Here is a 20,592-nt window from a genome sequence, read left to right on the forward strand (position 1 = left end):
TCAGCTTACTTTTTCCTAAAACCGGCCAAACCCTCATTCAGCTTCCTGGTTTGAGCATAAACTTCTTTGTATAACTGGTAAAGCTCCTGATATTTCTTAACGTTTTCAGGGATGGGTGTATACGTCTTCTCATAAGTTATGAAGTCATCGGCACAGGCTTCCAGAGATTCATACCATTGGCATCCGTATGCCGCCAGCATAGCCGCACCTACAGCAGGTCCCTGTTCACTTGAAAGCTTTACAATGGTGCTATTGAAGATATCGGCCTGGATTTGCAGCCAGGCATCACTTTTGGCTCCTCCGCCGATTGAAATGATGGTATCGACAAGCTTGCCGCTTTCCCTGAATATTTCAATCGATTCATTTAAAGAAAAGGTAATTCCTTCAATAACTGATCGTACAAAGTCAATTCGGTTATGTGAGGAGTCCATGCCGATAAAGCTTCCCCGAATTTTCGAATCTGCATATGGCGTGCGCTCACCGGCTAAATAGGGTGTAAACAAAAGGCCGTTCGATCCAATCGGAACCTCGCTCATTTCAGCCAGCAAGGAGTCGAATGATTCCATTTCTGCAAACGTATCTTTAAACCAGCTCAAACTATGTCCTGCTGCCAGGGTGACACCCATTGTATAATAGGCATTTTCTTCACCATGATTAAAATAATGGACTTTCCCCTGAAAATCCTTGTCATTTTGTTCTTCATAGGATAAAACGACTCCGGAAGTGCCAATACTGCATAATGTTTTGCCTTCGGACAGAATACCTGAACCGATCGCACCGCAGGCATTGTCAGCTCCACCTGCAAATACCTTCGTTAAAGAAGATAATCCCGTCTTCTCAGCAATCTCAGGCTTTAACGTCCCTACACATTCATGGGACTCAACTAAAGGCGGACAGATATTCACATCAATCCCGGTTAGCCCGCATATCTCTTCACTCCACATTTTCCGGCCGGCATTCAGCAGCAAAGTGCCCGCTGCATCACTATATTCACTATGAATCCTTCCAGTCAGTTTAAAGCGAAGATAATCTTTAGGGAGCATAAATACAGCCGCTTTTTCAAAAACTTCCGCCTCATATTGCTTCACCCAAAGCAGTTTCGGTAAAGTGAAGCCTTCCAGTGCCGGATTCTTTGTGATTTCAAGCAGACGGCTCTCCCCAGCCATGTCATAGATCTGTTTACACTGCTCTGTCGTGCGGGTATCATTCCACAGGATTGCATTGCGCAGAACTTTATTCTCTTCATCCAGAAGGACCAGGCCATGCATTTGGCCTGAAAAACTGATTCCCTGTATGTCTTCCGCACTTCCATCAAACTGCTCTGTAAGTTCTTTAAGAGCAGCCACTGTTTTATCAGCCCATTCAGCAGGGTCCTGTTCACTATAACCCGACTTTTCATGAATGAGCGGATAAGACCTGGAAACTTCGCTGCATACTTCTCCCTTTTGATTCATTAATAAAACTTTTACCGAGCTCGTGCCAAGGTCAATCCCGATTACATATTTCATGATTGATCATCCTTTAGATAATGAAATGTATGCTAAGCTTTACTTTTTAAAAATGTACTGGGACACTTTTGTATTCCCAGTACATTTAATCTTTTTATATTAAACTCTTACGCTTTTACACTCGCATAGGCTTCGAGAATGTATTTATTTAAGACAGCTTTTAGCTGTTCCTGTCTTCCTGATTTGTTTTCAATCTTTTCAAGCTGAAGGGCATGCTTTTCAAGCTTATGGAAGTCTGCCTTTCCTTCAACGATTTCAAGTCCGATGCCTTCTGTATAGCTGCTGTATCTGTCAGCAACAAAGTTGTCTAATACTTTATCTTCAATTAAACGCTGTGCAACTTTTGCGCCAACCGCAAATGTGTCCATTCCTGCAATATGAGCATAAAACAGGTCCTCAGGGTCAAATGATCCTCTTCGTACTTTCGCATCAAAGTTAAGGCCGCCTGTTCCAAGGCCGTTATTTTTAAGAATTTCTACCATTGCCAGTGCTGTAGAATAGATGTCTGTCGGGAATTCGTCCGTATCCCATCCCAGCAGGGTATCTCCCTGGTTGGCATCCACAGAACCAAGCATTCCATTTATGCGTGCTGTGTGCAATTCATGCTCAAAAGTATGGCCGGCAAGTGTCGCATGGTTTGCTTCAATATTGAATTTAAAGTAGTCTTTTAAGCCGTAAGTTTGCAAGAATGATAAACTGGTTGCCACATCAAAATCATATTGATGTTTGGTAGGCTCCTTCGGCTTTGGCTCGATTAGGAATTGTGCGTCAAACCCAATTTCCTTCGCATAATCGATTGCCATATGGAAGAACCGCGCAAGATTATCGAGTTCAAGCTTCATGTTCGTATTCAGCAGTGTTTCGTATCCTTCGCGGCCGCCCCAGAACACATAGTTCTCAGAACCCAGCTCCTTGCCGATCTCAAGTCCCTTTTTCACTTTTGCAGCAGCATAGGCAAATACATCAGCATTAGGTGCTGTCGCCGCACCGTGCAGCCAGCGCGGATGTGAAAACATATTAGCGGTATTCCATAATAGCTTTGTTTTGCTGGATTTCATGTATTCCTTAATCATGGCCGTAATTTCATCTAAGTTCTTAAACGTTTCTCTTAATGAATCCCCTTCAGGCGCAATATCAGCATCATGGAAGCAGAAAAACGGGACGTTCAGTTTTTCATAGAATTCAAAAGAAGCTTCTACACGCGCCTTGGCCAAATCCATTCCGGAAAATCTGTCATAGGAACGGATCATCGTTCCATCTCCGAAAGGATCAGTGCCTTCCGCCGTAAATGTATGCCAGTAAGACACTGCAAAACGGAGAAGGTCTTCCATCTTTCTGCCGTTGATCATTTCTTCAGGATTATAATATTTAAAAGCTAATGGATTATTAGAATCTGGACCTTCGTATTTTACTCCGCTCACATTATTAAAGTAGTTCATGTTCATTCCTCCATCTTCTCTTTTCATTTGTTATCGCTTTCATTTGATTACAAATCGATTTTACCACCTTGAACTTAGTTTGTCTATTGAATGAACTAAGTTTTATTTTTATTTTTAATTATGGTATAAATGGAATATGATTGTAATAGACAAAGAAATTGAGGATTTGAGGAGAAAGATAATGACTTGGAATCAGCAGCTGGTAAAAATGAAAAACAAATCACGCGTTCTGCAGACGATCATCGACCAATCCCCTATCTCACGGGCTGATATCGCACAGCATTTGGGACTGACTAAAGGTACTGTTTCCTCTTTAGTCAACGAGCTGATTGAAGAAAAAATCTGTTCCGAAACGGGACCAGGCAAATCGAGCGGAGGACGTCGCCCTGTGATGCTGCTCTTTAATGAAAAAGCAGGCTATGCGATTGGAATTGATTTAGGGGTTAACTATATTCTAGGTGTCATGACTGATTTATCGGGCAATATTGTGAGCGAACATTTAAAGCATATGAATAGCATGAGATATGAAGAAACCATTCTTGTCATAAAAGAAGTCATCCAATCCTTATTGGACTCTACCCCTGAGAGCCCCTATGGTGTGATCGGAATAGGTATTGGAGTGCCGGGAATCGTAAATAAGGAAGGCAGTAATATCCTGCTGGCACCTAATCTGGGCTGGACAGATATCCATTTGAAGGCAGAAATTGAGACAGAGTTTCACCTTCCCGCTATCATCGACAATGAAGCGAACGCCGGAGCATACGGGGAAAAGCGTTTCGGAGCCGGAAAAAACTTTGAAAATCTCATCTACGTAAGTGCTGGAATTGGCATAGGAGTCGGCTTTATTTTACAAAATAGCCTTTATCGTGGCGCTGAAGGCTTCTCCGGTGAAATGGGCCATATGGTGATCGATATAGATGGAAAAGAATGCAGATGCGGCAGCAAAGGCTGCTGGGAATTGTATGCTTCTGAACAGGCTTTATTAAACCAAGCAAAGAATATTCAATCCTATTTAAAACGGGATGATCTGAACCTGGAGTCATTAGTTGAAATGGCGGAAGAAGATGAGGAAGTAAAGGATCTGTTCCGGCTTATTGGCCGATGCCTCGGCATTGGCATAAACAATATCATCAATACATTCAATCCCGAGCAGATCATTATAGGAAATCGCTTAGCCATTGCCAAAGATTTATTACTGGATTCGATTATGGAAGTTGTCGAGACCCATTCCTTAAGATTTAATCAGGAAAACGTAAACATTACATTTGCAGATTTATCGATTTACTCCACAGCACTTGGGGCTTCAGCTTATGCCACAGAAAACTTTCTGAACTCGGATCTGCAGGAAAACCTGAATAAATAGACTGCCTGTATCCTATAAGAAAATTGGTGAAAGATGAAAAGAATGTCCCGGATGTGCGGGACATTCTTTCATGTTTCTTGATTGTGTCAAACCAGCCTGAATTAATTCCTGATCAAACCTTTTTTTTACAGTTATGAAAGAAACCACTATTTAGTAGGCAGCAATGACACTTTTCATCCACCAGAATATATACCTGCTGAAAACGACTGAGCCTTTTTCATACATCATTCTTGATTATCAAGAAAAAGAATACACTAAGGTAAAAACAGAATTGCTCTCCTGTGTACATCCATTTGCTTCCATAATCTTTCTCATGGCGGCATTATCAGCGCTTGTTGCCCCGAGATATTTTTCAGCTTTATATTCATACTGCAATCTATGAAGTCCTATTAAATGCAGGTTCTTACCATACCCTTTACCCTTGAAATCAGGGTGGATGCCGATCCAAAACATCCTTCCTTCCCGGTCCCGGTCAGGTTCCAAATGAGGAAAAACGGCTCCAGCCGGTTCTGAATGAACTGTATAAACCGTAAACATATTATCTGCTTGTTCAGGGAGCTCTGCTTTCATGCTCTTTAAAAATTTCTCAGTTTGTTCATAAGTAAAATTCATAACTTCAGATAAAAAAATAATGGAACTATTGTTAAGGAGCGGCCAAACTTCATAAGGAGGGGCTTGTTCAATCTTGGATTCTGCAAACTGCTTTTTAAAAATAACTCTCTCACCAATCACTTTCATTTTTCCTCGCGAAACCATTAATTCATCCAAAATTTCTTGAGGGCACTGAAGCTTTACTTTTTCAATTCTGCTCTCATCCATGGTAAGAAGCCTATTAATTAAATAATCTGCTTTATTGGGACTTATTCGTTCATCCTGAAAGATTTCCAGAATAATCTCTGAATCACCTTTAATACTGTGTACACCTGCTGCCTTCAGGTCTTTTAATAGTTTATCCATAGTAATCACCTCCACTTAAGCGATAAAGAAAATGGCCATTGAAAAAATTCCATGGCCATTTGATCTCTTTTACATATTCCATTACAGATGCTGTGCAGTAACCGAACGTTCACATTCCAAAATTCCTGCCGGCGGACCTTCATACAGGATTTCTCCGCCTCCAGCGCCTCCATCCGGACCTAAATCAACGATCCAATCACTTTTTCGGATAACATCCAGATTATGTTCTATGACTATAACGGTATTGCCCTTTTCCACCAATTTATTAATGATGTCCAGAATATTAGCGACATCCGACATATGCAATCCCGTAGTTGGTTCATCAAGTATATAAATGTTTCCTTTAGTATTCAGTTCCTTTGCAAGCTTAAGTCTTTGACATTCGCCTCCTGACAAGGTGGTCAGCGGCTGTCCCAATGACAAATAGCCAAGACCGACAGTCTCCAGGGCTTTGAGTTTTTTCTGAATGTCTTTTGCATCAAAATACTCCACAGCGTCCGCTATAGACATCTCCATGATTTCAACAATATTTTTGCCCTTATATAAGTATTGAAGCACGTCCTGCCTAAAACGGCTTCCATGACATTCACTGCATTCGACTTCCATTGTATCCATAAAAGATAAATTGATCTCGACCGTCCCGGTGCCTCCGCATGTCGGACACCCACCGGTCGAATTATAGCTGAATAATCCGCTCTCCACTCCATTGGCATCTGAAAAAGATTTGCGAATCGAATTCATAATGCCAGTGAAAGTTGCCGGATTAGACCGTATGTTGGCGTGGACCGGGCTTTGGTCAATACGGATTGCCTCAGGAAAATCTTTTGCAAACACTTCGTTCACAAGTGTGCTTTTCCCTGAACCCGCTACTCCTGTAATAACAGTAAAAACCCCTCTTGGAACTGAAAGACTCACATTCTTCAAATTGTGAAGAGTGCTTTTCCTGCATTCCATTAACTCGGAAACCGGTCTCGGATTGGCGTTGATTTCTGCACTGCGGTTCAAATAATTGGCAGTCAATGTATCAGAAGATAAGAAACCCTGATAACTGCCGGTATACATAATCTCTCCCCCATGTGTTCCGGCTTGAGGCCCAACATCAACGATATGGTCGGCTATTTGGATGACGTCTGGATCATGCTCGACAACTAAAACGGTATTGCCCCTTTCACGCAGCCGAACCAGCAATTCATTTAACCGATAGACATCCCGCGGATGCAGTCCGGTGCTTGGTTCATCAAATATGTACATTAAGCCTGTTAAGTTACTGGATAAATATTTTACCATTTTCACCCTTTGGGATTCACCTCCCGATAGTGTTGGTGTTTCCCTTGTCAGATCCATATAGCCCAGTCCAATATCACATAGATTTTCCAATCGTTCCATGATCCCGTCAACAATTGGCTTAGCTTCAGGTGATGTAATCTTTGGAAGAGTATTAATTAGCTGATCCAATTGCATGGATGTAAGGTCATAGATGGAATAGCCTTTGATTGTGGATGAAAGCACCTTCTCATTGTACCGTTTTCCTCCGCAGGAAGGACATTTCGTCATGGTGCTGAAGTTCTTCAGGAGCTTCTCGCCTGTTTTTGAAGTTTCTTTGTCCCTCTTCACATGCTGCCTCATAAATTTGACTGCCAGGCCTTCATAGGTTGCATTCATATCATTATTCATATAACTCACTTTTACTTTTTGCGGCTCCGCATAGACAAGCTTATTAAATTCTTCTTCTGTATATTCATTTATTTTCTTATCAATATCGAAGAATCCGGATTCCGCATACGCTTTCCATTGCCATGTTCCAGGTCCAAATCCCGGAAGCAGAATAGCTCCTTCATTTAAGCTTGTTTCCTTATCAAGAGCAGCATCAAGGTTTAGCGTAATAATTCTCCCAATCCCTTCACATTTCGGGCACATGCCGCTGGGATCATTAAATGAATATGCGTTGCTGTAACCTATATGAGGTTCTGCAAACCGGGAGAAAAACAGGCGAAGAAGAGGATTAATATCTGTAGCGGTTCCAAGTGTGGATCGTGCATTTCCGCCGAGCCGTTTTTGATCGACTACAACGGCAGTAGAAAGATTATTAATTTCATCTGCTTCCGGACGGCTATATTTTGGAAGAAAAAGCCGCTGAAAACTGCTGTACGTCTCATTTAACTGGCGGCCTGCCTCCTGGGCAATCGTATCAAAAACGATGGACGATTTGCCTGAACCGGAGACACCTGTAAATATCGTGATCTTTCCTTTTGGAATCTGCAGATCAATATTTTTCAGGTTATTTACTCTGGCATTGAAAATTTCGATGAATTCCTGCTTCACACAATCAGCTCCTTTTGATATCACTTTTCTTATGTAAGAAATTTGCGCGGAGAATAATCATACCAATAGTGGAAATCAAATTGCAACAATATTCTATAATTATTTTTAAGTTTTAGGGAAAAACGACTCTTCCGGTGATTGATTATATAGAAGGAATGACAACAGCCCTGCAGGCTTTCTCATAAAACTCAATTGGCCCTGCTCCGCCAATAATGGCATATTCATATCCTATTTCTTTCATATCTTTTAAGCAGTGATGAAGCAATGCATTTCCTATGCCTTTTACCCTCCTGTTTTTTACTACACCCATAGGACCGAAATATCCCTTTTTGTTCTGGCAGACATCAAATGCTGCAAAGCCAATAATCCTTCCGTCTTCATCACATGCGATATAGATTGACGGCTTTTCCTTCTGAAATCCCCCCTGAATGGTATGTGCCCATTCTTTAGAAAAGTTTTTCTCTATAAAGTCTGCAAGCTCCCTCTCATCACCTTGATGAACTTTCCTGACAAAAGGGGTGTTCATTTGAGGAAAAGTATAGCTGCCAAGGTGAGTGATCATGTCCCTGGAGGACGTTCCGAGGGTTAAGATGGTTTTTTTCATATCCTCAGATAGCCTGCCAGAAATGGTGGAATCAGCAAGTAATGCTTTAAGTAAGTGCCCTTCATTAACAAAAACCTGATTATATCTGTGCATAAAAGCAATCGCTGTATCAAAGATGTCTATAACCTCATCGGTTACTGGGATGCTGAAAAATTCACTTTGCGTTATTCTTTGCGTATTTTGAACTGCTCCGCTCAGCAAGCTTGGGTTTAAATTGCATTTCAAAGATATTTCTCCCAATGCGCCTGCTCTTTCTTCCAGACACCCAATTAGCAGGTGGACAGGATGAATCACATTACAATCTGACATACGGGCTTCCTTTTCTGCACTCTTTATAATGCTTAGCATTCTATCCGTGAATTTTGCTGAATGGCCCAAGTTAAACACACCTTCACTATTTTTTGTCCTCAAACACCTTTCCTTGAAAAATGAATTCTCTTAAAATGCAATAATTCCTGCCAAATCTTAACAATCGAAAAAATTCCAAAGGAAAATGGAAGAAATTAACGAAGTAAAAGGATAAGGAGGTGAAAAACGATGACTCTCCTTTTTTACAAAGCGATGGAGGCGTTCAAGAAGGATGCGGAGCGTCTTGAAAAAGAAAAGCTTCAAAAGGAAAAGTCGAATGAGAAAAAATCAAAATAATGAGTTGTTCTTTCATTCCCCATGGGGGAATTTTTTTTGAAATTTTAAAACAGCAGCCATTTTCACAATGCCCAAATGGTGGACAACTGGCTGCTGACATAAAGTATGCGTCCCTGCCTATTGCAGAAACTCATACTTCTTTTCTTTTCCAGCCTGCCTGGATATTCCTATTGAGTTACTTTTGTTTTTTCTGTCTCCATCAAAATATTTTCATCAATCCTCCGATATATTTCTTCCAATTGATCTTTATCTTTTAGGATATTTTTCATGTTTTCTTCTACGAGCTTATGAAATGTTTTCTTTTTCATTAACGCCATCCTTTCTAAGCTTGCTGCCATATACTCAGCAGGTTTCTTTTAACATCAATGCTTCAGAGACAAACTTTTTTATTTCCTCTTCGTCTTCCGGTTCCGGGTTGAACTCTATTCTCAGGGGGTTCCCGACAACTGTTCCACCCTGTTCTTCTATAAGTCTCTGAAGCTGATCAAGGGCGCCGCAAAAATCAGGATAGGAGGTATCTCCTGAACCAAAGATGGCAAAGGGTTGCTTATCCAGATCAAGCTGCTCGATTTCTTCAATTATATCGAGACATTCATCCGGATAATCCCCGTCTCCCCATGTATACATTCCAATAAAAGTAAGATCATAGTTTAGCAGTTCGGAAGCACTTTGAACACTCATAAAATCTTCTAAATCCACATCATGATTTTGATCTTTCAGTTCCCCCGCTATTATATCTGCAATTGCTTCTGTGTTCCCGGACATACTTGCATAAAATACGCCAATTTTCATTCCTCTTCACTCCTATCAATGAATTAGTGCTGATGTGTTATACCTGTGGCTGATCCATTTACTTTCTCTATGTGAACAGATAAAAAGCTGGTCTTCAAAGCCTGCACCTCTGAATCCATGTCCAGCTACGGTTTCAATGGGAATCAGGGACATGCTATTCTTATGGACTTCATAGATTCTTGAAAAACCGTCTACATCCTGACTTGTCGTGGCATATACTTTTTCATTTGCCTCAAAAATATCCAGGAAAGCTCTTTCTGATATAGGCTGCTGGCATACATCCCATTTTTTTGTAAAAGGATTCAGAAACTCAATCGTTCCCATACCGGATCGGGCGTTTCCTTTTGCAATGATAAGAAGGTCATTTTCATCTCTATAAATAGAGGAAATCATCGAATGCTTTTCTTTTTTTATGAGCTGCAATTCCCCTTTTCTAACATAATATCTCCATAACCCTCCATTCTGGGAATTGATTTGTGTCCCAATATAAAGGATTCCCTGATGATATAGCAGAGATCGGATAAGGGGCTTTTGCGGCATATTTTGAAATGGTCTAATAACAGACCAATCGGAACCAAAATTAGTTGATATGTATAGGCAGCTGCCGCCATGGGTTACGATGAGTCCCTTGCGGTTTCCTGTAATATCCCACAGCCGCTGGGCTGTTGGGAATGAGGTTTGATTCCACTTTTTTCGCTGCAGATCGTATCGGATAATTGTGCCATTGTCTCCGATTCCGAATATGAAATGACCTAATTGCACAAGTTTGTATATATTTTGAGTTAATCCATACTGAAGGAGCCAGTCTCCATCCTCAAAGGAATAAATGCCCGCCTGCTTAACTGCTACAATGAAAGGAAGATCCTGAGTTGATAGAACTGCAGTGGAGCCTTTGTCAAACATGTTCCATCTCCTCATTTTTCACTGTCCATTCATAGGCAGCTTCGGCAAATTGCTGACACTCAAGGATTTGCTCATCTGTTTCCGGATTGAGTTCTATCTTTAACTTTTGCTGAAAAACATTGGCTCCTCTTTCTCTTAATTTGTCTGCAAGCGTATCCACTGCTGCACAAAATTTTGGATAAGCATGATCCCCAGAGCCAAAGCACGCAACATGTTTTCCTGTTAAATCGTGATCATTCAATTCTTCAAAAAAATCCTCAGCTTCATAAGGAAGATCCCCATCCCCCCATGTATAAGCACCAATGAAAATAAAATCATAGGCAAGGATACTATGGATTTCTGTCAAATCCAGGCTTTCCATATCCACTTCACAACCTTTAGATACAAGAACATCTTTCAGGATTGAAGCCATATCTTCCGTATTTCCTGACATACTTAAATATCCAATGAAAGCCTTCATTTCATGTCGCCTCCTAATTGATAACGTTTTTCATTTATTGTTAAACTGATAATAAATGATAATGATTATCAATGTCAATGGGCAACTTAATTTTGTGACCTTTTTCCTAATTGGTATGATAAAAAAATCAAAGGGTGGAAATATGCGTCGCATAAGGAGTCAACCTGGCAGCTGCAAATATGCTTCATCGATGAAGGTACAGAAAAGCTGTATAAAAAATATAGGAGATGCACATCTTATGCCTGATTCATTAAACAGACTTGGGGTGTGCGCGGATGGAGTGGTTTGGCAAAAGTCATAAGTCTTTCCATTTTGAAATGTTTTCAGCCAGTCATCTTGTTACATTGGCAATCTTCTTTTTTGTATCATCTGCCATTTTTCTATTCCGGAAAAAGCTGAATGGTGATGGATGGAGAAGGCTTGAAGTTGGATCGGCCATTTCCTTAATATTTGCCGAGATATTGAATCACGTATGGATGTTAGTGAATGGAGTATGGAAATTGGGGCGGTCCATGCCATTGGAATTGTGTAATATCGGACTTATATTATGTATCCTTTTACTATTGACTAGAAAAAAGTATATTTTTGAACTATTAATTTTTATTGCAATATTGGGTGCTACTCAGGCTATACTTACTCCAGCATTAACATATGACTTTCCTCACTTTCGCTTTTTTCACTTTTTTTATGCACACATGATGGTTGTATGGGTGGCCTTATATTTTTTGTGGGCCAGAAAATATTATCCATCATTCCGATCGGTCATAAAACTAATTGTTTTTATCAATCTGCTTTTGCCTGCAATCCTTCTGATTAACAATCAAACGAAGGGAAATTATTGGTTCTTGCGTCATAAACCTAAGACCCCAAGTTTCTTTGACATATTGGGTGACTATCCATGGTATATCTTCACATTGGAGAGCTTACTGATTATCCTGAGCTTAATTACATGGTTTATCTTGCGAAAATGGGAGAAAGGCCACAAAGAACGTTCTCATTTTTAATGAATGGGGATGATTTTAGACAAAAATAAAAGCTGCCAGGAGATAGCAGCTTTCCTTAGATGGCCTCTTAAAAAACGCCCGGTCAGGAACATACAATGATAGACTATCCAATTGAGAAAAACATAAAGCTAACGCTCTCATGATAGCTTCATTGTTTTTTTATTCACTTTAGATGGCCTTGGCCATGTAATATTCCAATTCCTCTTTCAGACTGCAGGTTTCGCGCAGCTTTCTGCTATTCTCTGCAAAAGAGTCCTTGTCCCCCGCTTCAAGATCCTGATCAATTTTATATTGCAGATAATTGATTTTCAGGTCTATATCTAGCTGTGAAGATATGCATTCACTCATGAAATATCTTTCAATATCCTCTTCAGCCAAGTAAAATGCCTGCTGTCCATTAATCACCACAAGCGCATACCATCCCAGCATTGTATATTTCCGCTCAGGAGTGACCTCAATTAAATCCCCCTTTTGAAAATGCAGTATATTCACATGATCAGCATCCGGGCAAAAGCAATCGATTTGATGATCAAAATGTTCTATTGCGATATAAAGTCCACTCATTTTTCAACTCTCCTATATGTCATATTCCGCTGCCTCGATAACATCCAAACCGCAGCAAGGGCATTGGGCATCGTTATTTTCATCTGAATCCGTATCCGCCATATAACCGCACCAGCAGCAAATGTAAAGTTCAATCGACTTATACCCCTCCCTCAGATTAGATTACTATCATGTAAATAGAATATAGTGATAATGATTATCATTGATAAAATCAATTTTAAATGAAAATGATTATCATTGTCAAGAAAATAGGAAAAGTGGTGATAATAAGTTTTAGGTATTGGCGACTGATTTTAATTGAGCTTCCGATTTTTCGTCGTCATTAACCGCTTATGGCGACCATTTTGACTGGGGACCTTCGAGTTTCGTCGTCATAGACCTCTCATGGCGACCATTTTGACTGGGGACCTTCAAGTTTCGTCCTCATAGACCTCTCATGGCGACCATTTTGACTGGGGACCTTCGAGTTTCGTCGTCACAGACCTCTTATGGCGACCGTTTCCATTGAAGCTTTGTAATTTCGCCGCCATGTTTCCATAGCTATTTCAAAAATCAGCCCTGTTCACGATTCCTTCACAATCCCCCAAATAACCCCTGTCTTTTCCCTCCCATCCTTTGTATTTAGAAGGTGAAAGGGTGGTGCATTAAAATGAATTTAAAATCAGGCAGTATTGAGCAATTTGAAGGATATTCCCAATTTAAGGATCTTACGGAGTTTAATGCGCATGTGGAGATGTGGCTTTCGGTGCATAAGGAAAAGTTCTCAAAAGGTGAACTGGTTGGTTTAAAGAGGCTGGTTCGTTTTGCTGCGAAAATCCCTGGAGTCTCCAATGCTAAAATCGCCACCGTTTTAAAAGCCATTCACGAAGAATATAACGGAAATGGAATTTCCCGATCCACTTTTAAAAGGATGATTGTCAAAGCATTAGAGTCAGGGATTATCACTGTTCTTGAAACCGAAAGAAAAAACGGGTCCCAGTCCAGTAATTTGTATGTTTTTAATCGTTTTCCCAAGAGTGAACCACCTAAGAAAGAAAAGTTGGACCACCCTAATAAAACCATTAATCTTTCTAAAGCTAATAAAAATCAAAAGATTAATAAACGTAACGAAAACGTCCTTGATCACACCTATACAAGTGATCGTGTACCAGAATCATTTACCAGCACTGTAAAATCCTTTTTTCCGGAAGCAAAGCAAATTGAGGAGTTTTGGAGAATGGCATCCATAGCAGCCTATAAAAACAATTGTGACCAAAGAGTAAACGCTGTTTTGGCTGCAGCCATCCATTCGTTTAAGCAGCTGATCAGGAAGATGAAAACCCGCGCCATTGCTAATCCTGTCGCTTATTTCTATGGAATCTTGACTAAGAAATTTGAAGAAATGTACTTTGAGGATTTGTTTGAATTGGGATTTTTGGCTGAAGAAAATGACTTCTTCATGAATTTTTTTTACAAAAAATAAAAAAACAGGCTAACTGCCCGTTTTTCGTGAGTTATACCCCCTAAGTCCGGACTTAGACCCCTTAACTCCGGACTTAGGGGGGGTAACTCACTGATCTGGGACTTTTACTTGATTCGCCAAAATTTGGTTAACAGACTATGTTTGAACTACCCGGGAAAACATAGAGAGCGCGCTTTCCTTGAAGGGACCGAATTCATGGAGAGTTTTGAACAGTTAGAAGCACAATATGAGAGGATAATTCATCAAATCATGCATAGTCTGAACATCTATAAAAACAAAGAGGAATTCTACCAGCTGGGATTAATTACACTATGGCAGGCGTGGAAAAATCATGACGCTGAAAAAGGGACCCTGCTTTCCTATGCTTACAGTATGATAAAAGGAAATATCATGAACGAATTAACAAGACAACATAAACAAAGCCAGCAATGTTTCTATCCGAAAGATGAATTCTGGGAACTTATTGAAGACCCCTCATCATTCCCCTCCACAGATCTTGCACACGAGCTGCTAAAAAGATGCGGGCTATTAACTCCCAATCAAATGAAATGGCTGCAGTATACTTTATGTGATCAGATGTCTGTAAAGGAAATAGCTGAAAAAGAACAAGTCACCCCGTCAGCAGTCAAAAACTGGCGGCAGGGTGCCCGTGCGAAGCTGAAAAATATAATGAAAAATAATCGCTTTTTAGAAGATTAATCAAATTTACCCTGTCCTTATCTCCCAGCAATATGTATATAGAGGGTGAAAGGAGGTGAACAACATGGCACAAGCAATTATCACTGATTCCAAACTTCGCCTGGTGTTTGAAACAGGCCTTAACGGGCAGGGCAAGCCAATCCACAAATCCAAAACCTACAGCGGCGTAAAACAATCGGCAACAGCAGACCAGCTTTTCACAGTGGGACAAGCGATCTCTGGACTAAGCATCTATCCGCTGGCTGGAATTAATAGAAATGACAGCTTCGAAATTCTGGGCTAATTCATTCTATTAAAATACTTTAAACATAAAGGAGGGAATAAAAATGGCGAAATCATTAGAAATGACTTTTCTGTCAGAACTGGGCAAGCCAACGAAACTATCCGTTGATAACCCAATCGAACCGATTGATCCTGCAGCTGTGAAAGCAGCCATGGAACAAATCATTGCTGCCAATGCATTTGTCGGCAATGGCGGTGATTTGGTTTCAGCGGAAAGCGCCAGATTGGTTGAGCGTAATGTAACTGATTATGAATTGATGTAAGGTGCAGTGGCCGGATTCTTTGGAACCCGGCCATTTTTTACAATGGGGTAAAATGAATTCACTAGAAAGGAGCAGCTGCCATGGAACAGATGGTTACATTGATCAGCGAACTCGGCTTCCCGATCGTTGTCACATTTTTTTTGCTGAACCGGATCGAAGCGAAGCTTGATGTTGTGGTGTCTTCCATTCAGGGTTTGCCGGATCGACTGAAGGAATAGGAAAAAAACAAATAAGCTGCCTTAAAAACAGTATGGCAGCTTATGCTTATTAAATTCACTTTATTTCTGCTTCCAAGCCTTTTCTTAATGGATCATAAGGTGACAGATCTATTTCCATCTCCCTTTTCAAAGTAAGATCTGCAGCCAGGGTGCCCACGTAAGGTCCCATAGTAAGCCCTGAAGCCCCTAATCCTGTTGCGATAACCAGCCCCTCTGCAGCTGGAACCGTACCCAGCAGCGGCAAAATATCTGGCCCGGCCGGGCGGAAGCCAATTCTTACCTCTTTTAGTGTGCTTTCAGCTAATCCTGGTGCCACTGTTAATGCTTCATCCAGCACTTCTTTCACACCTGCCGCCGTAAGTCTATAATCAAACCCGGATCCCGTTTCCCTGGTAGCTCCAGCCACCACTTTGGAATGGTCGAAAGCCACTAAGTAATGAGAGCTTTGCGGAAGGACAACCGGCCAGCTGGAGGTGTCCATACTGTCCATTTCCAGATGGGCAATTTGCCCGCGCTGAGGCTCGATTTTAAGATCAATGCCTAACGGAGCAAGTAAGTCTTTAGCCCATGCACCGGCAGTAACGATAACTGCATCGGCAGCAATGACATCCCCGTTCACTTTTACTCCTGTAACCTTATTATTATGAAATACAAGGTCACCTTCACCTTCAAGTAATACAGCACCATGTTTTTTTGCACCATTTAGCATGGCGTCCCTTAACAGCCTGCCATCCAGCCTCGCTGCACCCGTAACATGGACAGCCTGCAGATCCTCACGGAGCGGCGGATAAAGTTCCCGGGCTTCCTCTGCTGTTAATCTCGTAATCTCCCCAACCTCAGGCGTTTCAGCCTTTTTTTGCCGGACACTTTGTTCGATCGCATCCAGTTCATCCGAACTGCTGCTGACTGCCAGAGCTCCTACCATTCCAAATCCAAAATCCTCTTCTCCATCTTGTTTAAGGCTCGCTAATAATGATGGATAGTAAAGAGCGCCTCGTTTTGCAATAGTGTACCAGTCTTTGTGATCTGCTCTGGAAATCCACGGGCAAATGATGCCTGCGCCTGCTGCAGTTGCCTGTCCCTGATGCGCCTTATCTATAATGACAACCTCTGCACCTTCCCTTGAGAGATGATAGGCTGCACTTGCACCGACAATTCCTGAGCCTATGACTGCTATTTTCATGGATTAAACATTCCTCTCTAATAAAAATTTTTTACTGTAATGGAAAATGACAGGAAACAAAATGATCATGTCTTACTTGATTTAATTTTGGTCTTTCGACTTTACATACTTGCTGCTTAAATGGGCATCGTGAGTAAAATTTACATCCAGTTGCATCCTCAACCTGTTTTGGGAGATCATCGCCGTGAATATATACCTTGTCCTTTCTGTCCCTTAACGTTGGATCTGGTACCGGAACAGCAGAAATCAATCCTTTTGTATATGGATGCATGGTCTCATTAAATAAATCTTCTTTTAAAGCCATTTCCACAACTTCACCCATATACATGACCGCAATTCGGTCGCTAATATATTTAACAGCAGGAATTCCATGCGCAATAAATATGTACGTTAGATGGAATTTCCTCTGTAAATCTATTAGCAGATTCAATATTTGCGCCTGAATCGAAACGTCAAGTGCAGATACCGGCTCATCGCAAATAATTAATTTTGGTTTTAGAGCAAGTGCTCTAGCAATACCGATACGCTGCCGCTGTCCACCACTAAATTCATGTGGATACCTTTTGGAGAAGGAGCGATCCAGGCCTACAGTTTCCATAAGGTCATATATTATGTTTTCTAGCTCTTTCCCTTTAGCAGCTTTATGGGTTCTCAGGGGCTCAGCGATAATATCAAAGACTCTCATTCTTGGATTCAATGATGAAAATGGATCTTGAAAGACCATTTGTATGTCTTTTCTAATTTTTTGCATCTCATTGTGATTCAGCGATGTTAATTCTCTTCCTTCGAAATAAATTTTCCCTTCAGTGGGCTCCTGCATTCTTAAGATGGTAGTGCCAGTTGTAGATTTACCGCAGCCAGATTCCCCAACTATGCCTAATGTCTCGCCCTTATTGACATATAGGCTAATATCATCAACCGCTTTTACGTAATTCTTTTTTCTGCCAAAAAAATCAGAAGAAGTTTCATAATACTTTTTCAGCCCTTCAATTTTTAATAAGTACTCCTGATTAACCCTATTTTCATCAAGTATGCTATTCATAGCCCTATCACCTCTTTACCTTCATGAAGCCAGCATCTAACTGAAGATTCTGAATTCACTTGGAGTAAAGGAGGATCTTGCTGACTGCACTTTTCCATTGAAAACGGGCATCTTGGATGGAATTTACAGCCTTTCGGCAAGTTGGATGGAGCGGGAACGTTCCCTTCGATTGATTCTAATTGGTCCTTTAACTGATGAATTTTTGGGGTACTGTTTAAAAGACCCTGGGTATATGGGTGTTTTGGGTTTTTGAAAAGTTCAAATACATTATTTTGTTCTACAATTTGCCCAGCGTACATAACAATCACACGATCTGCCATTTCTGCCACTACTCCTAAATCATGAGTGATCATTATTATAGAGGTATTATATTCTTCCCTTAGTTTTTTCATGAGTTTAAGGATTTGTGCCTGAATCGTAACATCCAAAGCAGTAGTAGGTTCATCGGCAATCAATAATTGGGGTCTGCACGATAAAGCCATTGCAATCATTACCCTCTGTCTCATCCCCCCGCTTAATTGATGAGGAAAAGAGTTATATAGATTGTCTCCATTTGATATCCCCACCTTTGAAAGCATATCAATTGCCAGTTCTTTCGCTTTTCTTCTATCAATCTTTTGATGAAGTCTAATTGATTCTGATATTTGACTGCCAATCGTAAAGACAGGGTTTAGGGATGTCAGAGGTTCTTGAAAAATCATCGATATTTTATTTCCTCTGATTTTCCTCATTTGTTTATTTGAATTTTTCGTTAAATCAGTTCCATTTAATAATATTTGTCCTCCTACAATTCTTCCTGGCTGACTTACCAATTGAAGAATTGACAGTGAAGTAACACTTTTACCGCACCCAGATTCACCTACTATGCCGATCGTTTCCCCTTTTTTTACAGTAAAAGAAACTCCATTTACCGAGGGAATTACACCGTCCTCTGTAAAAAAGTGCGTTTTCAAATCCTTCACTTCTAATAACGTATCAGTTTCACCCAAGAGATCATCCCTCCTATTTTTTCACCTGTGTTCGTGGATCAAGCACATCCCGCAGCCAGTCCCCCAAAAAGATAATCCCAAGGACTGTAATTGTTATGGCAATGCCAGGAAAGGTAGCAAGCCACCAATTAGTTGCCAGATAGTTTCTTCCATCTGTTAACATTCCGCCCCAGGAAACATCCGGAGGCTGAATCCCCAATCCAAGAAAACTTAGCGATGCTTCTAAAACGATAGTCGTAGCAACGCTTAAGGTTGATATCACAATAAATGAAGAAAGGATGTTAGGAAGGATATGCTGCAGCATAATGGTTAAACTATTTGTACCTATTGATTTTGAAGCCTTGACAAACTCCCTTTCTTTAATGCTTAAGACCTCTCCCCTGACAACTCTGGCATATGTAACCCAATTAGTTAATCCAATTACAATAACCAGAACCAAAATACTAGGATCAAAGACGGCAAGAACGACAAGGATAAAAAGAATGCTTGGAATCGCCAGGAATGAATCTACAATTCTCATTAATAAGTTATCTATAACTCCACCATAATAGCCTGCTATTAGTCCGATTATTATGCCTATGAAACCGGCTAAGATAACAGAAAAAACCCCAACAAGCAAGGAAACACGGGAGCCATAAATAATACGGCTCAATATATCTCTCCCTAAATTATCTGTTCCTAGAATATAATTTTGTGAACCGCCATCCAGCCACACAGGGGGCTTTAGCATATCACCCAAATTATTCGATGCTGGATCATGTGGAGCCAAAATATCAGCGAATACAGCAACAAATATAACTAAAGAAACAATGAAGAACCCGACAGTTCCTGTTTTGCTTTGAAGCAGCAGCTTTATCCATCTCACCCATGGTTTTCTTCTCTGGACGGTGCTTATGGTCGTTTCGGAACTTATTTTTACTTCTGCTTCCACGAGATACACCTCCTATGAATAATTAATTCTTGGGTCCAAAACACGATATGCGATATCAGTAAGCAGGTTCACAATAATAACCAATATGGCAATCACAAAAACGGCAGCTTGGACGACAGCCATATCTCTTCCATTAACTGCTTGAACCAAAAGCAGACCTAACCCTGGCCATGAAAAGACAGTTTCAGTTATTAGTGCTCCACTGACAAGATGTGACACTTGCAGCCCCATTATGGTTACTACGGGGATTAATGAATTCCGGAAAGCATGCTTAAAAACTACGCTCATTTCACTTGCACCTTTACTTTTAGCTGTACGAATATAATCTTGATTTAAAATTTCTAACATACTTGATCTAATTAACCTTGTCATTTCAGCTGCGATGCCAGTTCCCAGGGTTATCGCAGGTAAAACCATATGCATAACCGATCCTCTGCCGGAAACGGGGAATAGCTGATAATTTACGGCCAATATTAATATAAGCATGATTCCAAGCCAGAAATTCGGCATCGCTTTTCCGAGCACAGATCCACCTGTAATAAATAAGTCAATGAAGCTATTTCTCTTTTTTGCTGAATATATACCTAAGGGTATTGCGATAATAATAGCTACCAGCATCGAAGCTGCAGCTAATTCAAATGTTGCTGGAAGCCTCTCTAAAACCAAGGGCAATGCCTCCTGATTATATCTGAAAGATGTTCCAAAATTTCCAGTGATCAAATCTCCAATAAAATGAAAATACTGATAAACAAAAGGCTCATTTAAACCTAAGGCTTCTCTCAAAGCCTCTCTATCTGCTTCAGAAGCATCTTCAGGCAGCATTAAAGAGACTGGGTCGCCTGCCAAATATACCAATACAAATACAACAAAGGTGATTATGAATAGGACTGGTATTATTTGCAGAAATCTTCTTAAAAGATACTTTTTCAAGGCGAGACCTCCTATATTATGAAACGGGACTG

Annotated in this window: 22 protein-coding genes; 7 read left to right on the forward strand and 15 right to left on the reverse strand. The window is 40.7% G+C overall.

Annotation, left to right across the window (positions count from 1 at the left end):
* Positions 1 to 5: 5 nt before the first annotated feature.
* Positions 6 to 1,508, reverse strand: a complete 1,503-nt coding sequence (gene xylB, locus ACXAD1_RS12350) for a xylulokinase (RefSeq protein ID WP_474910163.1) — start codon at positions 1,506 to 1,508, stop codon at positions 6 to 8.
* 107 nt (positions 1,509 to 1,615) lie between these two features.
* A complete protein-coding gene (xylA, locus tag ACXAD1_RS12355) occupies positions 1,616 to 2,947 on the reverse strand; it encodes a xylose isomerase (protein ID WP_474910164.1) in 1,332 nt (443 codons plus the stop codon).
* Between the two features lie 181 nt (positions 2,948 to 3,128).
* Between xylA and ACXAD1_RS12360 the strand changes: the two genes are divergently transcribed.
* Positions 3,129 to 4,310 (forward strand): ROK family protein, encoded by a 1,182-nt coding sequence (locus tag ACXAD1_RS12360; RefSeq protein ID WP_474910165.1) that lies wholly within the window; start codon positions 3,129 to 3,131, stop codon positions 4,308 to 4,310.
* Between the two features lie 237 nt (positions 4,311 to 4,547).
* Here the strand turns inward: ACXAD1_RS12360 and ACXAD1_RS12365 are convergent, their stop codons facing one another.
* The 7 genes from ACXAD1_RS12365 to ACXAD1_RS12395 form a co-directional block, all read right to left on the reverse strand.
* Positions 4,548 to 5,267, reverse strand: a complete 720-nt coding sequence (locus ACXAD1_RS12365) for a GNAT family N-acetyltransferase (RefSeq protein ID WP_474910166.1) — start codon at positions 5,265 to 5,267, stop codon at positions 4,548 to 4,550.
* Between the two features lie 81 nt (positions 5,268 to 5,348).
* Positions 5,349 to 7,589: an ATP-binding cassette domain-containing protein gene (locus ACXAD1_RS12370; protein WP_474910167.1), complete on the reverse strand. Its 2,241-nt coding sequence runs from the start codon at positions 7,587 to 7,589 to the stop codon at positions 5,349 to 5,351.
* 142 nt (positions 7,590 to 7,731) lie between these two features.
* On the reverse strand, positions 7,732 to 8,580 hold the full coding sequence (locus tag ACXAD1_RS12375) for a GNAT family N-acetyltransferase (RefSeq protein WP_474911302.1): 849 nt from the start codon (positions 8,578 to 8,580) through the stop codon (positions 7,732 to 7,734).
* Positions 8,581 to 9,005: 425 nt separating this feature from the next.
* The gene (locus tag ACXAD1_RS12380; RefSeq protein ID WP_244671149.1) at positions 9,006 to 9,146 is read right to left on the reverse strand and encodes an FbpB family small basic protein; all 141 of its coding nucleotides are present in this window, start codon (positions 9,144 to 9,146) and stop codon (positions 9,006 to 9,008) included.
* A gap of 34 nt (positions 9,147 to 9,180) precedes the next feature.
* Positions 9,181 to 9,630, reverse strand: a complete 450-nt coding sequence (locus tag ACXAD1_RS12385; protein ID WP_474910168.1) for a flavodoxin — start codon at positions 9,628 to 9,630, stop codon at positions 9,181 to 9,183.
* Positions 9,631 to 9,645: 15 nt separating this feature from the next.
* Positions 9,646 to 10,533, reverse strand: coding sequence for a beta propeller repeat protein (locus ACXAD1_RS12390; RefSeq protein WP_206839357.1), 888 nt, complete (start codon positions 10,531 to 10,533; stop codon positions 9,646 to 9,648).
* Complete coding sequence (locus ACXAD1_RS12395) at positions 10,526 to 10,993, reverse strand: flavodoxin (protein WP_206839356.1); 468 nt, start codon at positions 10,991 to 10,993, stop codon at positions 10,526 to 10,528. The genes ACXAD1_RS12390 and ACXAD1_RS12395 overlap by 8 nt, the downstream gene beginning before the upstream one ends.
* 275 nt (positions 10,994 to 11,268) lie before the next feature.
* Between ACXAD1_RS12395 and ACXAD1_RS12400 the strand changes: the two genes are divergently transcribed.
* Entirely contained in the window at positions 11,269 to 11,997 is a 729-nt protein-coding gene (locus tag ACXAD1_RS12400; RefSeq protein ID WP_474910169.1) for a YwaF family protein, read from the forward strand.
* A 168-nt stretch (positions 11,998 to 12,165) separates the two neighbouring features.
* Here ACXAD1_RS12400 and ACXAD1_RS12405 read toward each other — a convergent pair whose 3' ends face one another.
* Positions 12,166 to 12,561 (reverse strand): hypothetical protein, encoded by a 396-nt coding sequence (locus ACXAD1_RS12405; RefSeq protein ID WP_474910170.1) that lies wholly within the window; start codon positions 12,559 to 12,561, stop codon positions 12,166 to 12,168.
* Positions 12,562 to 13,210: 649 nt separating this feature from the next.
* On the opposite strand from ACXAD1_RS12405, the gene ACXAD1_RS12410 reads away from it, so the two are divergent.
* From ACXAD1_RS12410 to ACXAD1_RS12430, 5 genes are all read left to right on the forward strand, one after another.
* Positions 13,211 to 14,023, forward strand: a complete 813-nt coding sequence (locus tag ACXAD1_RS12410) for a hypothetical protein (RefSeq protein WP_474910171.1) — start codon at positions 13,211 to 13,213, stop codon at positions 14,021 to 14,023.
* A gap of 195 nt (positions 14,024 to 14,218) precedes the next feature.
* The gene (locus ACXAD1_RS12415) at positions 14,219 to 14,722 is read left to right on the forward strand and encodes a sigma-70 family RNA polymerase sigma factor (protein ID WP_206839351.1); all 504 of its coding nucleotides are present in this window, start codon (positions 14,219 to 14,221) and stop codon (positions 14,720 to 14,722) included.
* Between the two features lie 64 nt (positions 14,723 to 14,786).
* Positions 14,787 to 15,005, forward strand: a complete 219-nt coding sequence (locus ACXAD1_RS12420; protein ID WP_206839350.1) for a DUF1659 domain-containing protein — start codon at positions 14,787 to 14,789, stop codon at positions 15,003 to 15,005.
* A 43-nt stretch (positions 15,006 to 15,048) separates the two neighbouring features.
* Positions 15,049 to 15,267: a DUF2922 domain-containing protein gene (locus ACXAD1_RS12425; RefSeq protein WP_474910172.1), complete on the forward strand. Its 219-nt coding sequence runs from the start codon at positions 15,049 to 15,051 to the stop codon at positions 15,265 to 15,267.
* Between the two features lie 80 nt (positions 15,268 to 15,347).
* A complete protein-coding gene (locus tag ACXAD1_RS12430) occupies positions 15,348 to 15,485 on the forward strand; it encodes a YvrJ family protein (protein WP_113884848.1) in 138 nt (45 codons plus the stop codon).
* 55 nt (positions 15,486 to 15,540) lie between these two features.
* Here ACXAD1_RS12430 and ACXAD1_RS12435 read toward each other — a convergent pair whose 3' ends face one another.
* Genes ACXAD1_RS12435 through ACXAD1_RS12455 form a run of 5 tightly spaced genes read right to left on the reverse strand, consistent with a single transcriptional unit; the run spans position 15,541 to position 20,560 of the window.
* Positions 15,541 to 16,668, reverse strand: a complete 1,128-nt coding sequence (locus ACXAD1_RS12435) for an NAD(P)/FAD-dependent oxidoreductase (protein WP_474910173.1) — start codon at positions 16,666 to 16,668, stop codon at positions 15,541 to 15,543.
* 31 nt (positions 16,669 to 16,699) lie between these two features.
* Positions 16,700 to 17,710: an ABC transporter ATP-binding protein gene (locus tag ACXAD1_RS12440; protein ID WP_474910174.1), complete on the reverse strand. Its 1,011-nt coding sequence runs from the start codon at positions 17,708 to 17,710 to the stop codon at positions 16,700 to 16,702.
* Entirely contained in the window at positions 17,707 to 18,699 is a 993-nt protein-coding gene (locus ACXAD1_RS12445) for an ABC transporter ATP-binding protein (RefSeq protein WP_474910175.1), read from the reverse strand. The genes ACXAD1_RS12440 and ACXAD1_RS12445 overlap by 4 nt, the downstream gene beginning before the upstream one ends.
* A gap of 13 nt (positions 18,700 to 18,712) precedes the next feature.
* Complete coding sequence (locus tag ACXAD1_RS12450) at positions 18,713 to 19,630, reverse strand: ABC transporter permease (RefSeq protein WP_474910176.1); 918 nt, start codon at positions 19,628 to 19,630, stop codon at positions 18,713 to 18,715.
* A gap of 12 nt (positions 19,631 to 19,642) precedes the next feature.
* The gene (locus ACXAD1_RS12455; RefSeq protein WP_227887513.1) at positions 19,643 to 20,560 is read right to left on the reverse strand and encodes an ABC transporter permease; all 918 of its coding nucleotides are present in this window, start codon (positions 20,558 to 20,560) and stop codon (positions 19,643 to 19,645) included.
* Positions 20,561 to 20,592 lie beyond the last annotated feature (32 nt).

The sequence above is a fragment of the Cytobacillus sp. ABV4_503 genome, from assembly GCF_056158445.1.